17 protein-coding genes and 1 pseudogene are annotated in these 21,866 nt (G+C 38.7%); 16 read left to right on the top strand and 2 right to left on the bottom strand.

Translation table 11 applies throughout. From position 1 onward, the window contains the following. Window positions 1–37 precede the first annotated feature (37 nt). From NSQ61_RS14440 to resA, 4 genes are all read left to right on the top strand, one after another. The gene (locus NSQ61_RS14440; RefSeq protein WP_063386484.1) at window positions 38–1,156 is read left to right on the top strand and encodes an ABC transporter substrate-binding protein; all 1,119 of its coding nucleotides are present in this window, start codon (window positions 38–40) and stop codon (window positions 1,154–1,156) included. Between the two features lie 15 nt (window positions 1,157–1,171). After that, entirely contained in the window at window positions 1,172–1,942 is a 771-nt protein-coding gene (locus NSQ61_RS14435) for an ABC transporter permease (RefSeq protein ID WP_327856021.1), read from the top strand. Window positions 1,943–2,031: 89 nt separating this feature from the next. Beyond that, window positions 2,032–2,418: a FixH family protein gene (locus NSQ61_RS14430; RefSeq protein ID WP_327856022.1), complete on the top strand. Its 387-nt coding sequence runs from the start codon at window positions 2,032–2,034 to the stop codon at window positions 2,416–2,418. A gap of 19 nt (window positions 2,419–2,437) precedes the next feature. Next, complete coding sequence (gene resA / locus NSQ61_RS14425; RefSeq protein WP_327856023.1) at window positions 2,438–2,980, top strand: thiol-disulfide oxidoreductase ResA; 543 nt, start codon at window positions 2,438–2,440, stop codon at window positions 2,978–2,980. A gap of 318 nt (window positions 2,981–3,298) precedes the next feature. Here resA and NSQ61_RS14420 read toward each other — a convergent pair whose 3' ends face one another. Both NSQ61_RS14420 and NSQ61_RS14415 read right to left on the bottom strand, forming a co-directional pair. Then, window positions 3,299–4,675, bottom strand: a complete 1,377-nt coding sequence (locus NSQ61_RS14420) for an amino acid permease (RefSeq protein WP_327856024.1) — start codon at window positions 4,673–4,675, stop codon at window positions 3,299–3,301. A 1,465-nt stretch (window positions 4,676–6,140) separates the two neighbouring features. Beyond that, a complete protein-coding gene (locus tag NSQ61_RS14415; protein ID WP_063386489.1) occupies window positions 6,141–6,983 on the bottom strand; it encodes a LysR family transcriptional regulator in 843 nt (280 codons plus the stop codon). A gap of 409 nt (window positions 6,984–7,392) precedes the next feature. On the opposite strand from NSQ61_RS14415, the gene NSQ61_RS14410 reads away from it, so the two are divergent. The 12 genes and pseudogenes from NSQ61_RS14410 to NSQ61_RS14360 all read left to right on the top strand — a co-directional run bounded on the left by NSQ61_RS14410 (window position 7,393) and on the right by NSQ61_RS14360 (window position 21,662). Beyond that, window positions 7,393–8,478 carry an NAD(P)H-dependent flavin oxidoreductase gene (locus NSQ61_RS14410; protein ID WP_340807418.1) on the top strand — a complete coding sequence of 362 codons (1,086 nt, stop codon included), beginning with the start codon at window positions 7,393–7,395 and terminating at the stop codon, window positions 8,476–8,478. 2 nt (window positions 8,479–8,480) lie between these two features. Further along, entirely contained in the window at window positions 8,481–8,723 is a 243-nt protein-coding gene (locus NSQ61_RS14405) for a hypothetical protein (protein WP_340807417.1), read from the top strand. A 1-nt stretch (window position 8,724) separates the two neighbouring features. Then, window positions 8,725–8,928 carry a YbfB/YjiJ family MFS transporter gene (locus tag NSQ61_RS20350; RefSeq protein WP_144596949.1) on the top strand — a complete coding sequence of 68 codons (204 nt, stop codon included), beginning with the start codon at window positions 8,725–8,727 and terminating at the stop codon, window positions 8,926–8,928. Between the two features lie 639 nt (window positions 8,929–9,567). Then, a complete protein-coding gene (locus tag NSQ61_RS14400) occupies window positions 9,568–10,839 on the top strand; it encodes an FAD-binding oxidoreductase (protein ID WP_340808137.1) in 1,272 nt (423 codons plus the stop codon). A 2-nt stretch (window positions 10,840–10,841) separates the two neighbouring features. Further along, the gene (locus NSQ61_RS14395) at window positions 10,842–12,209 is read left to right on the top strand and encodes a (Fe-S)-binding protein (protein ID WP_066250396.1); all 1,368 of its coding nucleotides are present in this window, start codon (window positions 10,842–10,844) and stop codon (window positions 12,207–12,209) included. Continuing rightward, window positions 12,200–13,657 (top strand): FAD-binding oxidoreductase, encoded by a 1,458-nt coding sequence (locus NSQ61_RS14390; protein ID WP_311066762.1) that lies wholly within the window; start codon window positions 12,200–12,202, stop codon window positions 13,655–13,657. The genes NSQ61_RS14395 and NSQ61_RS14390 overlap by 10 nt, the downstream gene beginning before the upstream one ends. Before the next feature lie 124 nt (window positions 13,658–13,781). Continuing rightward, on the top strand, window positions 13,782–15,965 hold the full coding sequence (locus tag NSQ61_RS14385) for a malate synthase G (RefSeq protein ID WP_340807416.1): 2,184 nt from the start codon (window positions 13,782–13,784) through the stop codon (window positions 15,963–15,965). A gap of 186 nt (window positions 15,966–16,151) precedes the next feature. Then, window positions 16,152–16,576 (top strand): annotated as a pseudogene (locus NSQ61_RS14380) (fumarylacetoacetate hydrolase family protein). A gap of 250 nt (window positions 16,577–16,826) precedes the next feature. Next, window positions 16,827–17,600 (top strand): IclR family transcriptional regulator, encoded by a 774-nt coding sequence (locus tag NSQ61_RS14375; RefSeq protein WP_063386495.1) that lies wholly within the window; start codon window positions 16,827–16,829, stop codon window positions 17,598–17,600. 208 nt (window positions 17,601–17,808) lie between these two features. Continuing rightward, window positions 17,809–19,596 (top strand): L-lactate permease, encoded by a 1,788-nt coding sequence (locus NSQ61_RS14370; RefSeq protein ID WP_144596922.1) that lies wholly within the window; start codon window positions 17,809–17,811, stop codon window positions 19,594–19,596. A gap of 409 nt (window positions 19,597–20,005) precedes the next feature. Then, window positions 20,006–20,299, top strand: a complete 294-nt coding sequence (locus NSQ61_RS14365; RefSeq protein ID WP_063386497.1) for a metal-sensing transcriptional repressor — start codon at window positions 20,006–20,008, stop codon at window positions 20,297–20,299. A gap of 16 nt (window positions 20,300–20,315) precedes the next feature. Further along, window positions 20,316–21,662 (top strand): MATE family efflux transporter, encoded by a 1,347-nt coding sequence (locus NSQ61_RS14360; RefSeq protein ID WP_340808135.1) that lies wholly within the window; start codon window positions 20,316–20,318, stop codon window positions 21,660–21,662. The last annotated feature ends 204 nt before the right edge of the window (window positions 21,663–21,866 follow it).

Below are 21,866 nucleotides of genomic sequence, written 5' to 3'. Positions count from 1 at the left end.
AGAGTATATAGTTGGAGTGTATTAGAGGAGGAAAAAAATGAAAAAGAGAAATTGGCTAATCGGGATTGGTTTATCAGCTATTTTAGTTTTATCCGCTTGCGGCGGTAAAGAAACTGCAAATGAAGCAGCATCAAAACAAAATGCATCGTCAAGTGAAAAAGCTGAAGAGAAGGATAACGAAAAAACATATGAGTTAAAAGTTGGTTATGGTTCAATATATGGTGCACCTCTTGCGGATATTGCCATCGATCAAGGATTTTTTGAAGAAGAGAATTTAAAAGTGGAAATGGTGCCATTTCAAAGTTCAGCAGACGGATTAAATGCATTGCAGGCAGGAAAAATTGATATCGGCTTAACTTTCGGTTCAACTGCTCCGCTGAATTTTATTGCCCAAGGTTCAAATTTTGAGCTGATTGGCGGTCATATGGAAGGTGGACATCCGATTGTTGTAAAAGAAGAACATAAGGACGAATATAAAACGTTACAAGATTTTAAAGGAAAAACAATAGGTTCTATACCTTTGCATACGAATGATGTTTACTTTAAATCGGAGCTTCAGAAAGCAGGCATTGATATCCATAAGGATGTAAAATTTGTAGAATTTAAAACGTTGTCTGCCATACTTGAGGCTGTAAAAACAGGGAAAATTGATGTCGGGGTATCGGGTACAGCTCATTTAACAAAAACATTGAAATTAGGTTTAGCTCCTATTCTATGGATTAATGATCTGGATAAAAATGCTGCTTGCTGCCGTGTGACGGTAAGAGGCGAGATTTCAGATGATCAAGCAATTGCTTATAAAAAATTTATGAAGGCCCTCATTAAAGCTGAACGTGTGAAATTGGAAAGCCCTGAAAAAAATCTAGAAGCTTCATTAGACAGATTTAAAAATTTACCTAAAGAGCAGATTAATGAAATTGTTAATGAGCCGCATTTAATTAACTCAGCTGATCCGAATAAAAAAGAAACTTTAGAAGTGTGGGAAAGAATGATAAAAATTGGATATGTGAAAGAAGAGGATGCAAAGAAAATCGATGTTAATTCTCATTTGAATCTGACTTTTTATGAACAGGCATTAGACGAACTAATTAAAGAAAATCCAAATGATGAATATTACAAAAAGGTATTAGAAAGATTTAAAAAACAAAATTTATAGGGGAGGAGAGATACTGTGAAAAAGTTTTTACATGTTTATATTTATTCAACTCTGATCGCCGTAGCCCTTCTTGGGCTATGGATTTACATTACAAATTTCACTGAATTGCTTGATCCAGTTATTTTTCCATCTCCTGAAATTGTTGTCATGGCGTTTGTGAAAGCCATTAAGGAATTGTTGCAAGGGTTTGTCAGTTCAATGGGGTTATTAGTTCCTGGTTTTGTGTTATCGCTCGTATTAGGGATTGGCGGCGGTTTATACTTTGGTTTGCATCATCGATTCCGTGCCATTTTAGAGCCGTTTTTCCAGACTTTCAGCCCGCTTCCGCCGACATTGTTTGTTCCGTATGCAATTGCATTGTTTCCATCTTTTAAATCGGCTTCGATTTTTATCTTATTCATTGCAACGTTTTGGCCTATTTTTCTCGGCACGATTCAAGGGGTGCTTTTAATAGACAAACCATACTGGGACAATGCAAAAACAATCGGATTGAAGGGAAAAGACTTGTTTTTGAAAATGATTCTTCCAGCAAGCTCGCCGTTAATTTTGAATGGAGTCGGGACATCTCTCGCATTCGCGTTTATTGTCTTAATAATGGTAGAGATGTTTGGTGCTGAATCAGGAATGGGTCGCTTTATACAGTATTACACCGATTTTACTCAATATGATTTAGTTCTGGCAGGAATTATTTTTAATAGTATTGTCATTCTGATTACCATGATCGTTTTTGAAAAAATCAAAAAGCGTCTGTTGTTCTGGACAAATTTAAAAAATGAAGCCAATTAAAAAAATATAATAATTGTAAGACTCTTCTTTTTCCCGGCAATGCGCTGATGAGAAAAGGAAGAGTCTTCGTTCCATAAAGGAGTAGTATGATGCGAATAATAGTTACGGTTCTTGTTCTGTTCATGCTATTGCTGGCTGGATGTTCCAATTCAGCTAATCAACAAAAAAATAGTGAAGAGCCACAATTAAAAGTGACATTAGAAAGTGATCCAAAACAGATTCAGCTGAATGAAAAAGTGACATTTACTTCAAAAGTGACATACGGGACTGAAAATGTGAGCAAAGAAGCCAAAGTTACGTTTGAAGTGATCGAAAATGGAGTATCTTTCGGCAGATTGCCTGTTGAGCCAAACGAAGATGGAATCTATCAATTAGATGTGAAATTTGTTGAGCCAGGTGAACATCAAGTGATTGCTCATGTCGATTATCAAGGCCTTCATGAAATGCCCATTCTCTCATTTCATTTAACGGAGTGAAAGGAGTCAGACTATTTAAATGAATAATAAAAGAAAACAGGTGGTGCTATTCATACGGGGGGTCATCGCTTCCATATTAGTTTTAGGAATTGGTTACGCAATTTATAGTAATTTTATTAAGGACAAAGGAGCAACTGCTTCAACTGGAACAACCCTTGCTCCTAATTTTATTTTAATTGATTTAAAAGGGAATGAAGTCAATTTAGAAGATTATCGAGGAAAAGGGGTTCTGCTTAACTTTTGGGCAACCTATTGTCCTCCTTGTGAAAAAGAAATGCCGTATTTGGAATCGGCTTATAAAGAATATAAAGATAAAGGAATTGAAATTCTGGCCGTTGATGTAGGTGAACCAAGAATATTAGTGGATCAATTCGTATCTAAAAAAGGATTGAGTTTTCCCGTTTTGTTGGATTGGAAAGGAGATACAGCCGATCTATACAAAGTTCAAACCCTTCCGATTACTTTTCTCATTAATGAAAAGGGAGAAATCGTGGATAAAATTACCGGCGAAATGACCGAAGAGGCTGTTCGTCAACATTTAGACAGTATCGTTCCGAAATGATGGAATTAAGTGTTGCAGGTATTGAATAATTTGTTCCAAGTGTCATCGCTTCCTCGGCTTTATTATGGCTAATAGCCTGTAAACCTAATAAATGTAATTGAACTATTCAAAAATTTGCAGTCCCCCTTAAAAAGTTTTAAATGCAGCTTGAAAGATCGTTTGAAAATATAGACTCCTTTTCGAAAGATACCAGATCAAAACGAAAAGAGAACCCCTATCAGAGATGGGGGCCTCTTAACGATTGATCAGGCGGTTAGAAAATTGTAAACCGCATTTTTAAAAGTAAGACATTCGATAGCGAACCGCTGTCCAAAACGATCAAGTCTCTTTCACTTCAGCTTCGTTTTGTCTTTTATTCAAGTTGGCAGCGTAATATGCAATGACTAAAATGGCAACCCAAAGCGGACCGACTATTAAGGCGATTCTTGTGTCTGGATAGTAGCCGAGCAGAATTGCGACAAATATGAGAAACGCCCCTGCAATGAAAGTGGATAACGGGTATAGCGGGGTTTTAAATTTGATATTTTTTTGTTGTTCAGGTGTAATCGATTTTCGGAATCGCCATTGTGCTAATAAAATAATAAACCAAGTCAATAAAGCGCCAAATGTTGAGATAGATGCAATCCAAGTAAATACTTTAGCCGGTACTAAATAGTTGAGCAGAACTCCGAATAATAAAACGGCTGATGTAACCATAACCCCTCTAAAAGGAACGCCTTTTTTGTTTAATGTGCCAAATGCCTTCGGAGCTTGTCCATTATGGGAAAGGTTGTATAACATACGTCCCGAACTGAAAATTCCTGTATTACAGGAGGAAAGGGCAGCGGTTAAAACGACAAAGTTGATAATGCCTGCTGCGGCCGGGATACCGATTTTGTCAAAGGTTAAAACGAAGGGGCTTCCACTTGTCCCGATTTCATTCCACGGATAAATGGACAAAATGACAAACAACGCACCCACATAAAAAATTAATATACGAAGTAAAGTAGAATTAATGGCTCTAGGCAGCGTTTTTTCCGGATCTTTTGCTTCACCGGCTGTTACGCCGATCATTTCGATTCCTAGAAAGGCAAACATAACCATTTGAAATGACATTAAGACACCTTCAAGACCGTTAGGAAGAAAGCCGCCGTGCTCCCACAAATTGCTGATTCCTGTAGGAACTCCGTTATTGCCGAATCCGAACAAAATCATGGCTAAGCCAATAATAATCATAAAGATAATCGCAATAATTTTGATTAGGGCAAACCAGAATTCCAACTCACCGTAAGCACTGACTTGAAGAAAGTTAAAGCTCATCATGATGATTAATGCTGCCAGAATCCAAATCCATCGCGGAACCTCCGGAAACCAAAATTCCATATAGATTCCAACGGCTGTCAGCTCGGTCATACAAGTAATGACCCATACAAACCAATAATTCCACCCTGTAATATATCCTGCCAGATTACCAAGATAATCATTGGCGTATTGGCTGAATGAACCGGCAACGGGATGATGGACAGCCATTTCTCCTAACGCTCTTAAAATGAAAAATAAAATGATTCCGCAGAAAAGGTAGGATAACATTATACCGGGACCTGCCAGCTTGATTGAGCTTGAAGATCCTAAAAACAGCCCGACTCCGATTGCAGAACCTAATGCAATCAGTGTAATATGTCTTTCTTTTAAACCTCTTTGCAGCTGATTTTCCATGATCGTTCCTCCTTAAGTTTATAAATGAAATCCCTTTCAATGTTCTGTTGCGAAGGTCATCTTATGTCAGATTTCATGATCGAAAAATTTAAGTTATTATTCCCCGCAACTCCTCTTGATAATCAAATTGTGACGCTTACATTTAGATTTGAATAAATTTTATCATACTATATTTCAATTTCTTTTTGTATAAAACGACAAATTTAGACGTTCAATTTGTTGAATGATACAAAGGAAAAATGTTCAAATCATTTTCCTTACTTCCGTTATTATGATCAAATAAACCTATAGATAAACTATTTAATTCAAGTTTTCCTGCCCTACTGGTTACAAACATGTAAGGCAAAATCGCGAATAAATACTCCGAGAAATCTGCCAATTCCTATTACAACCGGCTGGGAAATTGACAGATGTAATGAAGGCACGGTTTGTTTAAGAACAGAAAAATAACAAAGTTCAAGTATTACAAGCAAGGCACAGTTGAAAAAGTGTAAAAAATATGAGTGAAACCTTGCTTCAAAAATTAATGTAACAAGTCAAACTGAATTTATTTGTGAAAATGTGCACAAAAAACGAGACAAGCACCTCAATTTTTGATAATACAAAAATAGCGGCAAGTCTAGACTTCAACCGCTTGCCATCCATCGAGAAAAATGCCAAAGATTCATGGACAAGGTGTTATATAGAGTTACAAGCCATGTTTTTAAAATGTTTCGCTATTGGATGAGCATCACGATTTTGCTGTGACTATGAGAAAAGTGAAACAAAACCTTTTATTGTCTATTTATTGCTTCTTGACTTTCGTTTACTCTATTAGAGTGGCAGTATCCTGCCTCTTATTGCGATAAATAGTGCAGTAGCTAAAATGTAAAATAAACATGCTGCAATATTCAATATATTACCATAAATTTTGTTCATAGTGGTGATTATATTTGGAAAATAGGAAATTCGTGGCAGTTCCTTTCAAGATTAGAAAATGAAGCTGCATTTCACAAATACTGATTTAGGTAAAAATTAGTACAAAAGGAGAGGCAAAATTAAAGTTGTGTTGATCACACCGTAAAATATGAACAGCTGATCCAATTAATTAAAAATTCGAATTAAAAGATGTTAATACAATCTCTAAAAGGTTTTGCAAGGTTTGTAAATTTCATCCATCTAAAATTTTTTGCTTACTTGAATAGGCTGATAAGCTATAGATATTTAAGAGATGTTCCCTCTCCCGCATGATGTGGCCTTTTTACCGCTGTGAAGAAAAACAGAAACCCCATTGATTCTGAAACACGGTCCTCGACAGTTTTTCAAATAACAATTAGCACGAAAAAATTATTGGATCTGACAAAAAGAAAAAATACCGAAAAATTTGAAATCGAAAGAGGAAAGGAGTCACTTATCAAAAGAAAAGAAAGCAATTTTATGAATTCAATCATTCATGATTTTCTTGAAAAAACTTGTTGCTTCATTTTTATAGAGTTAAAAGTTCAACAAATTTGTTAAAAGCTAATGTTTTGGCAAGTGACTTACGAGTGATAAACACAGTATCTACGTTTACGTAGTCCTTATCAATGGGATATGTGTATAGACTTTTTGTTAATTTTGACATAGACTCGGGAATCAAAGAAATTCCAACTCCTGCACGAACACAATTTAAAATAGCTTGTGCGGCGTCTACCTCTATGACATTTTGAATCGTTATATGATAGTCGTTCATGATTCTGGTAAACACTTCTCGATAGTAACACCCTTCTTTAAATACAACTAAAGTGCATTCCTTGTTTTTAAGAGGATTGTCAGGAGTATTGGTGATAAGTACCAGTCTTTCTTTAAAAATAACGTTTTCGATAAGATCCGGATGATTAACAGGTCCAGCAACAAATGCACCCTCTATATCATGATGTAAGACCTTATCTATTAATTCTTTTGTGGTACCGGTTTGCAATTTAATTTTTACGTTAGGATAATTAGCTGAATATTGTTTTAATATGTGGGGAAGACGTACATAGGAGGTTGTTTCCATGGAGCCTATGTTTAATTCTCCATCGGGGATTGCCAGTTTATTCATTGCTTTTTCAGCTTCGCGACACAAATTTAAAATCAAATTAGCATAGTTAAGAAAGACTTTGCCGTTCGGTGTGAGAATAACCTCTTTTTTGGTTCTTATAAATAATGGAAAACCTAAACAGCTTTCTAATTTATTTAGTCTAGCCGTAACATTGGGCTGTACATATCCAAGCTCTTTTGCAGCCTTCGTAATCCCCTTATTTTTTGCTATTGCTGCAATGATTCTTAAATCTTGTAGCTCAAACATTATTTCTCCCCCATCACTCAAATTGATTCATAACAACAATTATCATTTTTTTCTATTTTACACCATCAAAATGGGGTCATAAACTATTTATAGAAGACAATTTGCGAAATATTAAAAAATAAATTTTCATCTTTATACAAGTCAATTTCAGATGAATGTAGAAGCAGCTTGAATGAACAACATGATTTCAGTCCAATAATGTGAATTTTAGGATGGAAGGATGGGAACAAGAGAAATAAAAGAGCCGGGCAACTGATGTTTCACTAAGTTTTGGGTGATCGTTTTTTTCTGCTGCTGACCAAATCGTATGAATGGCATTATTAATTGAATGCCAACAGCTATGATTATTGTATTGTTAACCTATAGATTTGACGGAAAGAGTTATATAAAAGGCAAGGAGGAACATGGCATGTGGAATCATACAAAAATAACAGACAAACTATCAATTAAAATTCCGATTATACAAGCGGGAATGGCGGGAGGGATCACGACTCCCGAGCTTGTTGCTGCTGTATCCAATGCAGGTGGTCTAGGGATGATAGGGGCGGGTTATATGACGCCGGAAAAATTAGAGTCGGATATTCAAAAAATAAAGGAATTGACTTCAAAACCATTTGGTGTCAATCTGTTTGTTCCTGAACATCCGGCAGTCATTCAAGAAGAAATTGAAAGAGCGAATCAACTGCTGGAACCTATCCGCCAAATGTTAGGGATCGAAAAAAAGAATGATGTTCCGCAAATCAACACCTCTGTTTTTGATGAACAAATTCAAATTGTTTTAAAATATGAAGTACCCGTTTGCAGCTTCACATTTGGCATTCCTCAGAGAGAAATTATTCATCAATTAAAGAATAATGGTATTGTCACAATTGGAACAGCCACAACAGTCAAAGAAGCCATATTGAATGAAGAGGCCGGGATGGATATGATTGTCGTTCAAGGCAGTGACGCTGGGGGACATAGGGGCAGTTTTGCAGGATCCTTTGATGATTCAATGATCGGAACAATGGCCCTTATTCCGCAAGTAGCGGATCATGTTTCAATTCCTATTATTGCAGCTGGCGGTATCATGGACGGCAGAGGAGTTTTAGCTTCTCTTGTATTGGGAGCGCAAGCGGTTCAAATGGGGACAGCCTTTCTTACTTGTATAGAAAGCGGAGCAAATGAACTCCATAAAGAAGCAATATTAAACGGTACCGAAGATCAGACGGTTATCACTTCGGCATTCAGCGGCAAGCCAGCAAGGGGATTAAAAAATGAATTTATCATCAAAATGAAAGAGCATGAAGATGCTTTGCCAGCTTATCCGATTCAAAATATGCTCACTCAAGATATCCGGTCAGAAGCCGCAAAGCAGAAAAATAAAGAGTGGATGTCGCTTTGGTGCGGGCAAAATCCTCGACTAAGCAAAAATTTGCATGCCGCCGAACTGATCGAAACAATCACCAATCAAATAGAAGAAATTATAAGTAACTTCCTATTAATAAAAGGATGACTATGAAACCGCGGCTTACTTTATGCGGCGGTATTATTGCATTGATTATTGTAATGGGGATCGGAAGATTTGCTTATACCCCTATCCTCCCCTTCATGAATATAACTAAATCGATGGCTGGATATTTGGCTGGAACTTTATTTGTTAGCTTTTTTAATTTGAGAAGATATGAATCAATTTATTTAATGATATTTTTAGTTTTGAACATTTTTACGACTCTGCTCATGGGAATGGTCAGTAAATAATATATTTTGGTACCTGTTCAGGTTTTTTTCAGGCCTTAGCAGCGGTGTAGTCTTTGTCTTAGTTTCTAGTATAGTGCTTCAAGTATTGAAAAAGCAAAATATGCAAATATTTAACGGTTTGTTTTATAGTGGTGTAGGGATTAGGATTTTCTTGTGTAGTATTCTAGTTCCTTTCTTCATTAGTATAAACGGGTGGAAACCATAAACAGCTGTTAAATATCCAATTAATTTGCTGCTGTTGTTCGTTGACATATATTGTACTTTTGAAACAGCTAACGTTTGAACTTCCAGGCATGCGTGTTTAAGTGTTGTTTTAAGCGCTATTCTACCCAAGAACTGGATTTCTTTTCCGAGGGCTATCATTTCGGGCTATTCTGAATAATAAGATTTTCCGCTGCCGCTTGTACCATATTTCTTCCAGATACAAAATAATTTTTGTTCAAAAGAGGCTGTTTGGAAAGGACCATAAAAAAATTCTTTTTCAATTCAGTCTCTTTTTTACGTTGATAGGATATTGCAGGGAAAAAAAGATAGGTCGGCTATACATCAGATCATCTTGACGTACGGCAAGTTTAATAGAATTTCATTTTTCTTATTTTTTTGTAAATTCGAAAAATTCGTTGAAAAATCTTCATAAGAGTGCTTTAATAATTGTAAACATATAACATATCAAATATGTGTAATAAGAGAAGTGTTGCAGTCGATTGAAAGAAAATGATTTAAAACGCTTGTTCTTTTGCGCATTTATAGAAACGGTGTTTCTTATTACAAAACATAGGAGGTGCTTGATTTGCTCCAAGGAGAGTTGTACACAGAATTAAAAGATGTTTTCCCCGAAAGTCAAATGGAAGTAAAGGAAAATGAAGGTCATCCACTTGGAAATGGCGGAAAAGTCGCAGTCTATCCAAAAACTGAAAACGAAATTTCACACATCTTGCAATATGCAAACAAAAATGGGAAAACCGTTTCCATTGTGGGCGGAGGAACAAAGCGGGGGTTTGGCGGTCTAATTGATTCGGCTGATATTTTGCTTTCCTTAGCAAATCTAAAAGGAATCGTCGAGCATATAGTGGGAGATATGACATTAACAGTGAAAGCAGGTACACCATTTCAAGAATTGCAGCAGTACTTAGAAGAACATAACCAAAAAATATCTCTAGATCCTGCTTGGCCGGATTATGCGACCATCGGCGGTATTATCGCCGCGAATGAAAGCGGTCCCAAACGTTTGGCATATGGATCCGCCAGAGATGCAGTCATCGGGCTTCGAGTTGTTTATCCAAATGGCAAGGTCATCCGAACAGGCGGAAAGGTCGTGAAAAATGTCGCCGGATATGATATGAACAAACTTTTTGTCGGTTCCATGGGCACTTTGGGGGTTTTGACGGAAATCACTTTAAAACTCCGTCCTTTGCCAAAATATGAAAGCAATGTTCTTTTATCATTTACAGAAGGAGATTTTACTGAAATGCGATCATTTGCCGCGGCGTTTTTAGATTCGCAGATGGAACCTGTCTCACTGGAGCTGATAAGTCCGTCTTTGGCTGAAAAGCTAACGGGTGAAAAATTTTATACATTGGCCATTAGTTTTGAAGATAATGAAAGTTCGGTTCATTACCAAGAATCTTTTCTAAAAAGCATTCAGCCTCCTAAAACGAAAATGACCATTCTTGCTCAAGAGAAAGCGCGCAAGTTTTGGCAATCTTTTTATACAATCAGCCCGAATGGCAGGGTGTCTAATCAGACAGGGGAGACTGAAGCAGTATTGAAAATCGGAGTTGTCAATTTAGATGTCCTAAAAGTTATTAGGGAAAGCCATTTATTACAGGATACGCACAATTTGCTTATCGAAGCCCACGGTGGATTAGGCCACGGATTGTGTCAAATCGTTTTAAGAGGCGGCAGCGAAAACGTCATTTCAGCAATTCAGCATTTAAGGAATTTTGTAAAGCAGCTCAATGGGTATGCAGTCATTAAACATTTGCCGTTTATGTTACGCCAGAAAATAGAGGTTTGGGGGGAAAATCCGCCATATTTCTTTCTTTTCAAAGGAATCAAAACAAAGATTGATCCGAACAACATTCTCAATCCGAAGCGATTTGTGGGAGGGATTTAAATATGGGATTAAATGAAAGTGATCTTATCAAAGAACCAGCCTGTCAAACCAACAGCTTCAGCAATTACCTTTGGAGTGATCCGCCTGATGAAAACAAATGGGCGGATTGTGTCCATTGCGGTATGTGTTTAGAATCGTGCCCAACTTATGAGATCACGGGTCAGGAACAGCATTCTCCCCGCGGACGCGTCCATTTGATTAAATCAGTCGCAGAAGGAAAGCTTGAAGTGAACGAACATTTTATGGATCCTGTCTTTGCTTGTCTTGATTGCCGCGCTTGTACTACCGCTTGTCCTGCGGACGTCGATGTAGGGGGATTGATAGAAGAAGCGCGCGGTCAAATCCGCCAAGCCATGCCGTTAAAAGGCTGGAAAAAGGCGGTCAGCCATCTGTTTTTGCATAGTTTGTTTCCGCACCACAATCGCTTGTACACGTTAGGAAATGTGTTGAAATTGTATCAAAAAAGCGGCATGCAAACGTTTGTCCGTAAAACAGGGCTGATCAATATCATGCCGCAGCATTTAGCCGAAATGGAAGCGATCATGCCGGAAGTGAAAAAGCCTGTGCGGAAAAAGTACAAACATGAAAAAGTCATTAAAGCAAAAGGAGAAACGAAAAGTACGGTTGCGTTTTTAACTGGCTGCGTAATGGATGTCATGTTCAGCGAAATTAATGAAGCAACAATTAATGTGTTAACTCGAAATGGAAATGACGTTATGATTCCGCAAAATCAAACTTGCTGCGGGGCTCTTCATGTTCATGCAGGCGACCGGGAAATGGGGAGAAAATTAGCGAAACAAAATATTGAAGCATTCCAACATGCTGAAAAAGTAATTGTAAATTCTGCCGGTTGCGGATGTATGTTAAAAGAATATCCGGAGCTGTTCCGTGAAGACCCCGTTTGGCGCCAAAAAGCTGAAACATTTTCAAAAAAGGTGGAAGACATTTCAAAATACCTTTATGACACTGGTTATAAAAGGCCCATCGCCGAAATCAAGGCTCGTGTTGTCTATCATGATGCATGCCATTTAGCTCATGGACAGGGCATTCGTGACGAACCTCGCAGCCTTCTTCTTGATATACCTGGGGTCGAAATGGTTGAAATGGCGAATGCCGACCGATGCTGCGGCAGTGCTGGCATTTACAATATAACAAATCCGGAGATGGCTAAAGAAGTGCTTGATAGCAAAATGAAGAATGTTCCAAAAGAAGCAGAAATGATTGTAATGGGAAACCCCGGCTGTATGCTGCAGATGGCGATGGGTGTTCAAAAAAACGGAAGAAATCAAAAAATTGTTCATACCGTACAGCTGCTGGATTGGGCGTACCAAAAAGAAGATCGGCTAAAGGAGGGAGAGGAATGTCTCTAAAAGGGATAAGAACAAATGACAAACATATAAAAAACCTTGCAAACATTGTTGAAGGAAACCGTTCCATCTTGTATAAAAAAGAAGATTTATTAGCTTATGATTGCGATGGCTTTACCATTCATCGTCGTTTGCCGAGGGCAGTCGTTTTCCCGAATAATACAGAAGAAGTCGCAAAGATTGTGAAATATTGCCACGAACATGATTTGCCGTTCCTTGCCCGCGGTGCCGGAACTGGTCTCAGCGGCGGGGCGATCCCGTTGAATGGGGAAGTAATCATTAGTCTTGTAAAAATGAAACGCCTTATAAGCGTTGATTTTGAAAACAGGCGTGCAGTAGTGGAACCTGGATTTGTCAACTTAAAACTGACGAACTCCATTTCGGACAAAGGATATTATTATGCGCCTGATCCATCAAGCCAATATTGCTGCACCATCGGCGGAAATGTCGGTGAAAATGCGGGCGGTGCACACTGTCTAAAATATGGTGTGACGACAAATCACATTTTAGGGCTTGAAGTGGTATTGCCAAATGGCGAAGTCATTGAAATAGGCAAGGATGGAATACCTGATGCACCGGGCTATGATTTATTAGGACTTTTAACAGGATCAGAAGGAACTTTAGGAATTGTGACGAAAATAACGGTTCGTATTTTAAAAAACCCGGAAGCAAAGCAAACGGTGCTCGCTTATTTTGACAACGTTGCGGATGGCAGTCAAGCCGTATCGGACATTATTTCTGCCGGAATTGTACCAGCAGCCCTTGAAATGATGGATCAAATAGCAATAGAAGCGGTTGAAGCGGCAGCGTTTCCTGTCGGCCATCCAAAAGACATTGAAGCGCTTTTGCTCATTGAAGTGGATGGAATATCCGCAGGTATAGACGAGCAAATCCATCAAATTTTAGAAGTTTGCAAGAGAAATCATGTTCGAGAAGTAAAAGTGGCACAAAGTGAAGAGGAAAGAGCTAGATGGTGGGCAAACCGCAAAACTGGATTTGGCGCAATGGGGGCGATCTCTCCTGATTATTTAGTTCAGGATGGTGTGATTCCCCGCAGCAAATTACCCGAAGTGTTAAACAGAATTCACGAAATTAGTCGAGAGTATGGTCTGCGCATCGCAAATATCTTTCATGCTGGTGATGGCAATCTGCACCCGCTTGTACTTTTTGATGCCAGAAAACCGGGCGAAACAGAAAAGGCTTTAAAAGCTGGCAGCGCCTGTTTGCAAGCATGTGCAGATGCCGGCGGATCGATTACAGGTGAACATGGAGTAGGGATCGAGAAAAGAGAAGAGATGCGCTTCATTTTTAGCGACGAAGAAATAGCGGCGCAAACGGATATTCGGGAAGTATTTAATCCGAAAAATTTATTAAATGCCGGGAAGCTCTTCCCAACTCCGGGACGTTGTTTGGAAGTGAAAAAAGAGGGGAAATCTGTTACAGCATCATAAAAAAGAATTTTAAGAAAATTATTGAAATGATTCCATCATCATGTTATCCTTTTTTAAACAATAACGAAACAGTGTTTCGTAATAACAAACAACAATTATAACATTTAAAGGAGGAATTGTGCCCATGAAAACAAACTATGTAAAAGTCGGCAATTTGCAAGTAGCTGAAAATTTGTATGATTTTATCAACAATGAAGCATTGCCGGGAAGCGGTGTGGAAAAAGATGAATTCTGGCTTCGGTTTGAGAACCTTGTTTATGAACTGACACCTATTAATAAAAATTTGCTTAAGCGTCGTGATGAAATCCAGCAAAAAATCAACGAATGGCACAAAGAACATCGCAACAAATTCAACTTTGAAGCCTATAAATCATTTTTGCAGGAAATCGGCTATTTAGAACAAGAAGTGGAAGACTTTAAGATTACAACAGAAAATGTCGATGACGAAATTGCTCTACAAGCCGGGCCGCAGTTAGTAGTGCCGATTAATAACGCACGGTACGCTCTTAACGCCGCCAATGCCCGATGGGGAAGCCTTTATGACGCTCTTTATGGAACGGATGTCATCAGCGAAGAAGATGGGGCTGAACGAAAAGGAGAGTATAATCCGATTCGCGGGGAAAAAGTCATTGCCTTTTCGAAAAACTTCCTTGATGAAGTAGTGCCGTTGCAAGAACATTTCCACCGAGACGCTGTTCAATACGCAGTTGAAGACGGGAATTTGCTTGTCACTTTAATGAATGGCAAGACAACCGCTCTTAAAGAAAGAGAAAAGTTTGTAGGCTACAGAGGAGAGTCGGATAAACCATCTGCCATTTTATTGAAGAACAACGGTCTTCATATTGAAATCCAGATCGATCGAAGCCATCCAATTGGAAAACATGACGATGCGGGAATTAAAGATATTCTATTGGAAGCGGCTGTTACAACGATTATGGATTGCGAAGATTCTGTGGCGGCAGTGGATGCGGAAGACAAAGTGCTTGTTTATCGCAATTGGCTTGGCCTCATAAAAGGAGATTTGACAGCTACTTTTACAAAAAACGATAAAACGATTACACGTACGCTTAATGCTGACAGAACATACACATCCAAAACAGGAGAAAAGTTCACTCTCCCAGGTCGTTCACTTATGCTCATTCGTAACGTTGGGCATTTGATGACAAATAGTGCAGTGCTCATTGGAGAGGGAGAAGAGATCCCAGAAGGAATATTGGATACGGTTGTAACAAGTTTGATTGCTAAACATTCCCTTTTAGGAAATGGCAAATTTGAAAACTCCAGGAAAGGTTCGATCTACATTGTAAAACCTAAAATGCACGGGTCTGAGGAAGTGGCGTTTGCCAACCTGCTATTTAACTGCGTCGAAGATTTGCTGGGATTAAAACGGAATACGCTGAAAATTGGTGTGATGGATGAGGAACGGCGCACAACTTTGAATTTGAAAGCTTGTATTCGGGAAGTAAAAGATCGTGTTGTATTTATTAACACAGGGTTTTTGGACCGAACTGGCGATGAAATCCATACATCAATGGAAGCAGGTCCGATGATTCGGAAAAATGATATGAAAACATCTCAATGGCTGCAAGCCTATGAACGCTCAAACGTCTATATCGGTTTACAAAGCGGCTTCCAAGGCCGTGCGCAAATTGGAAAAGGCATGTGGGCAATGCCGGACATGATGGCGGAAATGCTCAGGCAAAAGATTGGCCATCTAAAAGCAGGCGGCAATACTGCGTGGGTGCCATCACCAACAGCGGCTACATTGCATGCTCTCCATTATCACCAAGTAAATGTAACAGATGTCCAAAACAAATTGGCTGAAACGATTGAAGATCTCCGTGATGAAATTTTACAAATTCCGGTTGCAGAAAACCCGAATTGGACCCCTGAAGAAATACAAGAAGAGTTAGATAATAATGCACAAGGAATTTTAGGATATGTTGTTCGTTGGGTGGAGTTAGGAATCGGCTGTTCAAAAGTTCCGGATATTAATAATATTGCTTTGATGGAAGACCGGGCAACGTTGCGGATTTCAAGCCAGCATATCGCAAACTGGCTGCATCACGGCATTGTTACGAAAGAACAAGTTCTTGAAACACTTAAGCGGATGGCGAAAATAGTCGACAAGCAAAATGAAAATGAACCTGGCTACCGCCCGATGTCAAAAGATTATGACCGTTCCGTCGCATTTCAAGCTGCGTGTGACCTCGTATTTAAAGGTTATGATCAACCTAACGGCTACACAGAACCGATTTTGCATCGCCGCCGTCTTGAAGCAAAAGCAAAATATGCTGTAAAACAATAACTTCTCATCATGAAGGCATCCTACCAAAGGGTGCCTTCTATTTAAAAGCTACATCTTCCATGCACAAAAACCGATCAAAATCTTTAGTTGCGCGGCTTTGGTTATGAATGAAAAGTTTTATTATGAAGGAGTTGAATGTATGAAAAACCTTCGGGAAAAGGCGCTGGAAGTTCATAAAAATCCGTTATTTGTCCTGAAGAACAGATTGTTATTCCAGAGGGAATAGACAGGGTAAAGTTTGAATCTAAGCTGGCAATTGTCATCGGTAAACAAACGAAAATGGTGCCGGAATCAGAAGCATTGAATTATGTATTTGGGTACACGGTGGGCAACGACGTAACGGCGCCGCAGTTTTCCATGAAGATGGCCATTGGACAATCGGTAAATCGTTTGACACATTTCCTCCCCTTGGCCCTGTCATTGAAACAGAACTTGATACATTTCGCATTCATGTTGAAGCAAAGTTGAACGGTGTTAAAAAACAAGATAGTTCAACGGAATTAATGATTATTTCCATTCGGAAAATGATTTCCTATTTATCATCTGTCATGACACTTAAACCCGGTGATGTCCTTTTAATAGGAAGTCCGGTTGGAGCCGATTTAGTTTAAGCAGGAGATGTAATTGAATGTGAAATGAAAGGAATCGGCACATTAAAAAATACCGTTGTTGCTGCAAAAAAACGTGTTAACACGTTATGAAGGAAACAATCTTAGTATTCAAATGATAAAGTGAATAATGGAACAGAAAGAACTTGGCAGTTTTTGTTCTTCCTGTCATAATATAAGGGAATCAAGAAAATTTATATGGCGGAATTTGCACTCTAGCAAATTCCGCCAAGATTTTAGAAGGTGAACGGCTGTGGAAAGGGACAATATGGTCAAGTCTGTAAGCAGGGCGTTGGACATTATTCAACTTGTCAGCTTAAAAAAAGAAGGTTTAGGCGTCACAGAGATTGCCAATCAGATTGATATCAACAAAAGCTCCGTGTATCGAATCTTATCTACACTTGCCCGGTACGGCTATATTGAACAAGATTCCGAAACAGGACGATATAAACTGGGGTATAAATTTTTGGAAATCAGTTCGAAACTATTAGAATCGATTGATCTTCGCAAAGAAGCAAAACCTTTCCTGCAAAAATTAGAAAATGAGACGAACGAAGTCATCCATCTGGTTGTTTATGACCAAGGAGAAGTCGTTTATATTGAAAAATTGGAAGGAAATGAAACGCTGCGCATGCATTCAAAAGTCGGAAAGCGTGCCCCAATGCATTGCACCTCTGTAGGGAAGGCCATTCTCGCCAATTTGCCGTCAAGTGTCGTTTTAGACATCCTTGACAGAAAAGGGTTGCCGATGCATACGAAAAATACGATTACGAATAAGGATGCATTTTTGAAAGAGCTCATTCGAGTAAAACAACAAGGATATGCACTAGATTTAGAAGAAAACGAATATGGGATTCGTTGTATTGCCGCCCCAATTTTTGATCATTTGGGGAAGGTCATTGCTGCCGTGAGCGTATCAGGACCAACCATTCGAATGACAGATGAGAGGCTCAAACAACTTCAGCCGCGGATGATTGAAATAGGAAAGCAAATTTCTGCTCGGCTTGGTTTTGTTGAATATGCTTGAGTAATACCTTCGCCTTATTTGAATTGGATTTCGCTCCAACTTTTCAAATAGGGCAAGGGTTTGATTATTACATAACAAAGGAATTAGTTAATGATAAAAAATTCAGAAAATATTGATAATTAAAAAAATAAAAGATATAATGAGTGTACAATGATTTTCCATTCATGTGGGTGAATTACATTTTGAATAAGAGAGGGGAAAATCTCTTGTGAGTACTGGATTGTTGGCTTTTTTATCGCTTCTTCCAATTTTAATCGTCGGAATTTTCTTGGTTGGGTTTCGATGGTCAGCTAGCAAAGCGATGCCGATTTCATATGTTGTGGCCGTCATACTTGCGCTCTTTGTTTGGAAAGTATCAGCAGCCAATGTAATAGCTGCCTCCATAAATGGTTTGGTTGTAGCTGCTACACTATTGTACATCATTTTTGGCGCCATTTTGCTTTTAAATACTTTGCAAGAAAGTGGGGGAATTAAAACAATCCGGCAAGGGTTCACCGATATTTCTCCAGACCGGCGCATTCAAGTAATTATTGTCGCATGGTTATTTGGTTCGTTTATTGAAGGATCCGCAGGCTTTGGTACACCAGCTGCAGTTGCTGTTCCATTATTAGTAGGATTGGGATTCCCAGCGATGGCAGCCGTTGTGGCGGGCATGGTCATACAAAGCACACCCGTTTCATTCGGTGCTGTCGGCACACCGATTCTTGTCGGCGTACAATCAGGATTATCCGCTGATGCAACGATTACTGATAACTTGTTGTCGTTGGTCACTTTGATTGGAGCGAAAGTTGCTATTCTTCATATGATAACGGGCACTCTTGTTCCATTATTTGTTGTAGCCCTAATGACCAAATTTTTTGGAAAAAACAAGTCGTTTTCTGAAGGAATTAAAGTTTGGAAATTTGCCTTGTTTGCGGCTTTTACAATGACGATACCATATCTCATCGTTGCCAATGTCCTTGGCCCTGAATTTCCTTCCATGGTTGGCGGCTTGGTCGGATTAGCAATCGTTATTGCCGCTGCGAAAAAAGGTTTTTTAATGCCATCTCAAGAAGAAGTATGGGATTTTGAAGAAAAGTCTAAATGGGATCCGGATTGGATAGGAAAAATTGAGATTAAAGATATCGCACACAAGAACGGCAAGATGAGCATGATTCGCGCTTGGACTCCGTATATTTTAGTTGGCCTGTTTTTAGTGGCAACCAGGTTGAAATCGCTTCCGATCGGCGGATGGCTGCAAGCGTGGACGATTGAGATTCGGAATATGTTTGGAACAAATATTACGGCTAGCTTTCAACCGCTTTATTCACCAGGAACAATTTTTATTGTTGCGTCACTGATTACCTTTTTTATTCACGGTATGAATGGAAGCGCATACAAACGTGCTTGGATGCATTCAGGGAAAACGATGATCTCAGCTTCAACCGCGCTAATTTTTACCGTTCCAATGGTTCAAGTGTTTTTAAATTCAGGCGGCGGTGCTGCAGGTTATGATCAAATGCCAATTGAATTGGCGAACGGAGTAGCAGCGCTGGCGGGCAATTATTGGCCCTTTTTCTCCACATTTATTGGTGGACTGGGCGCTTTTATAGCTGGCAGCAACACGGTCAGTAATATGATGTTTTCTTTATTTCAATATAATGTAGGTTCCCAAATTGGTGTTGATCCCACTTGGATTGTTGCCCTTCAGGCGGTAGGTGGTGCGGCTGGGAATATGATTTGTGTACACAATGTCGTCGCTGCTTCGGCAGTAGTCGGGTTGGTAGGAAAAGAAGGAGAAGTTATTAGAAAAACATTGCTCCCATTTACGTATTATGCTTTAATGGCCGGTTCGATTGGATACTCGATTGCATGGTACTCCGAAAAGGGAATATTTAATCTCGGTTCCTTGATTGCAGTCTTGATCGCAGTTGCCGCCGTTTACATCATTGCAACAAATAAAAAACGGGCAACATGGCCCGCTCATAATAAGTCATCATTTGGCGCAAAACAATAATCCTAACAAAAAGAATGGATATAATAATTTTTTCAGAAAAAGTAAAGGCTGTCTTAAAATATATGCTCCCCTTCACTAGGGGAGTTTTTCTATGACAAAAAAACATACTAATCTTAGTATGTTTTGTGAAGAGTGATCATAGGACTTGTATACTTTACAAAGTTGCTCTCACAATATCGCCCTATATTAAAATCCAGCTTTTTCTATGCAGATATAAGATGTGCTTGGTTGCACGTAAATATCAACGAAGTTTACATCAATAAGAAACCCCTTGGAGCCTAAAGGGTTTTTTGTGACCATTATGTTAACTATAAATTGAACAGCATATTTATATTTTGAAAAGGTAAAAAAAATTTAAAATGACATATCCCCCCTAGGGGGATATTATTATAATAAGGAGGAATGAAATATGTGTCAAAACCACCATCATCAAAATCACGAACATAAATATCGCAAGCAGGTCATTAATCGATTAGCGCGAATTGAGGGACATGTTCGTTCCATTAAAGAAATGGCGATAGAAGGAAGAGACTGTCCTGAAATTCTTCTGCAAATTGCGGCTGTAAGGAAAGCGTTAGATAATGCAGCAAAAGTAATTTTTGTTGATCATATGGAGAATTGTCTAGTAAATGCTGTTCATCAAGGAAATGAGGAACAAGTATTAAACGATTTAAAAAAAGCATTAGAGAATTTCATTCGATAAGGGGATTAACTTTTTGATGATTCCAGAGGGTATCAGTCAGGAGCGATCAACAAAACAAAAAATAAAGATCATCCTAGCATTAGCTGTTCCTGCCATGATCGAAAATATTTTGCAAACAGTGGTAGGATTTGTAGACACACTTTTTGTATCAAAATTAGGATTAAACGAAGTCACAGCAGTAGGCGTGGCAAATGCTGTTCTAGCCGTATATATTGCCATTTTCATGGCAGTTGGAGTAGGGGCTTCTTCTTTGATCGCACGTCATGTCGGTGCTGGTAATATTGGCCAAGCAAAAGCCGTTGCTAAGCAGTCAACCATTCTTTCTTTTTTTATAGGTTTATTTTTTGGTCTTATCACCTTATTTTTCACAGAACCTTTACTTCGTATTATGGGAGCAGAACCAAGCGTTTTAGTAGACGCTTCTGTTTATTTTCGGATTGTAGCTGTCCCGTCTGTCTTTATTTCTTTAATGTTTATCTTTGGAAGTATTTTACGAGCTGCTGGCGATACAAAAACACCGATGAAAGTAAGCTGGTGGATTAATATCATCCATATCGTTTTGGACTACTTTTTCATTTTTGGTTTATTGGGATTTCACGGGTTGGGCTTAGCAGGAGCAGCCTGGGCGACAGTCATTGTAAGAGTGCTGGGAGCCATCGCTCTTTATTATTACATTCAAAAATCGTCTATATCATTTTCTTTATTTCAGAAATCTTCTTTGGATATAAAGAAATTCACATTGCCTATTTTGAGGCTGTCTGCTCCTGCAGCAATTGAACGCTTAATTATGCGTTTAGGGCAAGTGTTTTACTTTGGATTAATTGTTCGAATTGGAACGGAAACGTATGCAGCTCATACAATTGCCGGGAATATCGAAACATTTTCCTATATGCTAGGATATGGCTTAGCTGCGGCAGCATCAACACTTGTAGGGCAGCATATTGGGGCAAAGCTTGAAAAAGAGGCTTATACATATGGAATGCTGACGACTTATATCGCCATGTTATTTATGTCTATTATAGGTGTTCTGTTGTTTTTTCTTTCTCCTTGGCTTGCTACCTGGTTTACAACAGATAAACAGGCTATTGAGATGGTTACTACGGCATTAAGAATTGATGCTTTTGCCCAACCAGCATTAGCTATGGGATTGGTGTTGACTGGAGCTTTGCAAGGAGCAGGAGATACAAAAAGCCCCATGTACAGTACAGCGGTCGGCATGTGGGTCATTCGTATTGTAGGTGTATATGTATTGGGCATCCAATTAAATTTAGGAATAGCAGGAGTATGGCTATCCATTGTAATCGATCAAGTCATTCGAGCCCTGATTTTATGGTGGAGATTTAAAAAGCAAATCAAACATTGAACATACAATTATATGTATAGAAAACTATGATTCTCAAATACTTTAGTATGCTAATGAACTAAAAATATCCATTGACATTCATTTTTATGTTGTGTTATTTTTATTTTATGTTAATTTATTACTCTAATATATTATCGAATTAAAGTACACTCGCAGATATCTTCATAGATGCGTTTTTATAGCAATTATCGTTATGCTTTTTTG

Origin of the sequence: Aeribacillus sp. FSL K6-1121 (assembly GCF_038003725.1) — a bacterium.
Classification (GTDB): domain Bacteria; phylum Bacillota; class Bacilli; order Bacillales; family Aeribacillaceae; genus Aeribacillus; species Aeribacillus composti.
This window is presented reverse-complemented; position numbering and strand designations above follow the sequence as displayed.

Bases quoted from the DNA above. Each gene is read 5' to 3' on its own strand.
- NSQ61_RS14440 (WP_063386484.1), top strand. From the start codon at position 38: ATGAAAAAGAGAAATTGGCTAATCGGGATTGGTTTATCAGCTATTTTA.
- NSQ61_RS14430 (WP_327856022.1), top strand. From the start codon at position 2,032: ATGCGAATAATAGTTACGGTTCTTGTTCTGTTCATGCTATTGCTGGCT.
- resA (WP_327856023.1), top strand. From the start codon at position 2,438: ATGAATAATAAAAGAAAACAGGTGGTGCTATTCATACGGGGGGTCATC.
- NSQ61_RS14420 (WP_327856024.1), bottom strand. From the start codon at position 4,675: ATGGAAAATCAGCTGCAAAGAGGTTTAAAAGAAAGACATATTACACTG.
- NSQ61_RS14415 (WP_063386489.1), bottom strand. From the start codon at position 6,983: ATGTTTGAGCTACAAGATTTAAGAATCATTGCAGCAATAGCAAAAAAT.
- NSQ61_RS14410 (WP_340807418.1), top strand. From the start codon at position 7,393: ATGTGGAATCATACAAAAATAACAGACAAACTATCAATTAAAATTCCG.
- NSQ61_RS14405 (WP_340807417.1), top strand. From the start codon at position 8,481: ATGAAACCGCGGCTTACTTTATGCGGCGGTATTATTGCATTGATTATT.
- NSQ61_RS14400 (WP_340808137.1), top strand. From the start codon at position 9,568: ATGGAAGTAAAGGAAAATGAAGGTCATCCACTTGGAAATGGCGGAAAA.
- NSQ61_RS14395 (WP_066250396.1), top strand. From the start codon at position 10,842: ATGGGATTAAATGAAAGTGATCTTATCAAAGAACCAGCCTGTCAAACC.
- NSQ61_RS14390 (WP_311066762.1), top strand. From the start codon at position 12,200: ATGTCTCTAAAAGGGATAAGAACAAATGACAAACATATAAAAAACCTT.
- NSQ61_RS14385 (WP_340807416.1), top strand. From the start codon at position 13,782: ATGAAAACAAACTATGTAAAAGTCGGCAATTTGCAAGTAGCTGAAAAT.
- NSQ61_RS14365 (WP_063386497.1), top strand. From the start codon at position 20,006: ATGTGTCAAAACCACCATCATCAAAATCACGAACATAAATATCGCAAG.
- NSQ61_RS14360 (WP_340808135.1), top strand. From the start codon at position 20,316: ATGATTCCAGAGGGTATCAGTCAGGAGCGATCAACAAAACAAAAAATA.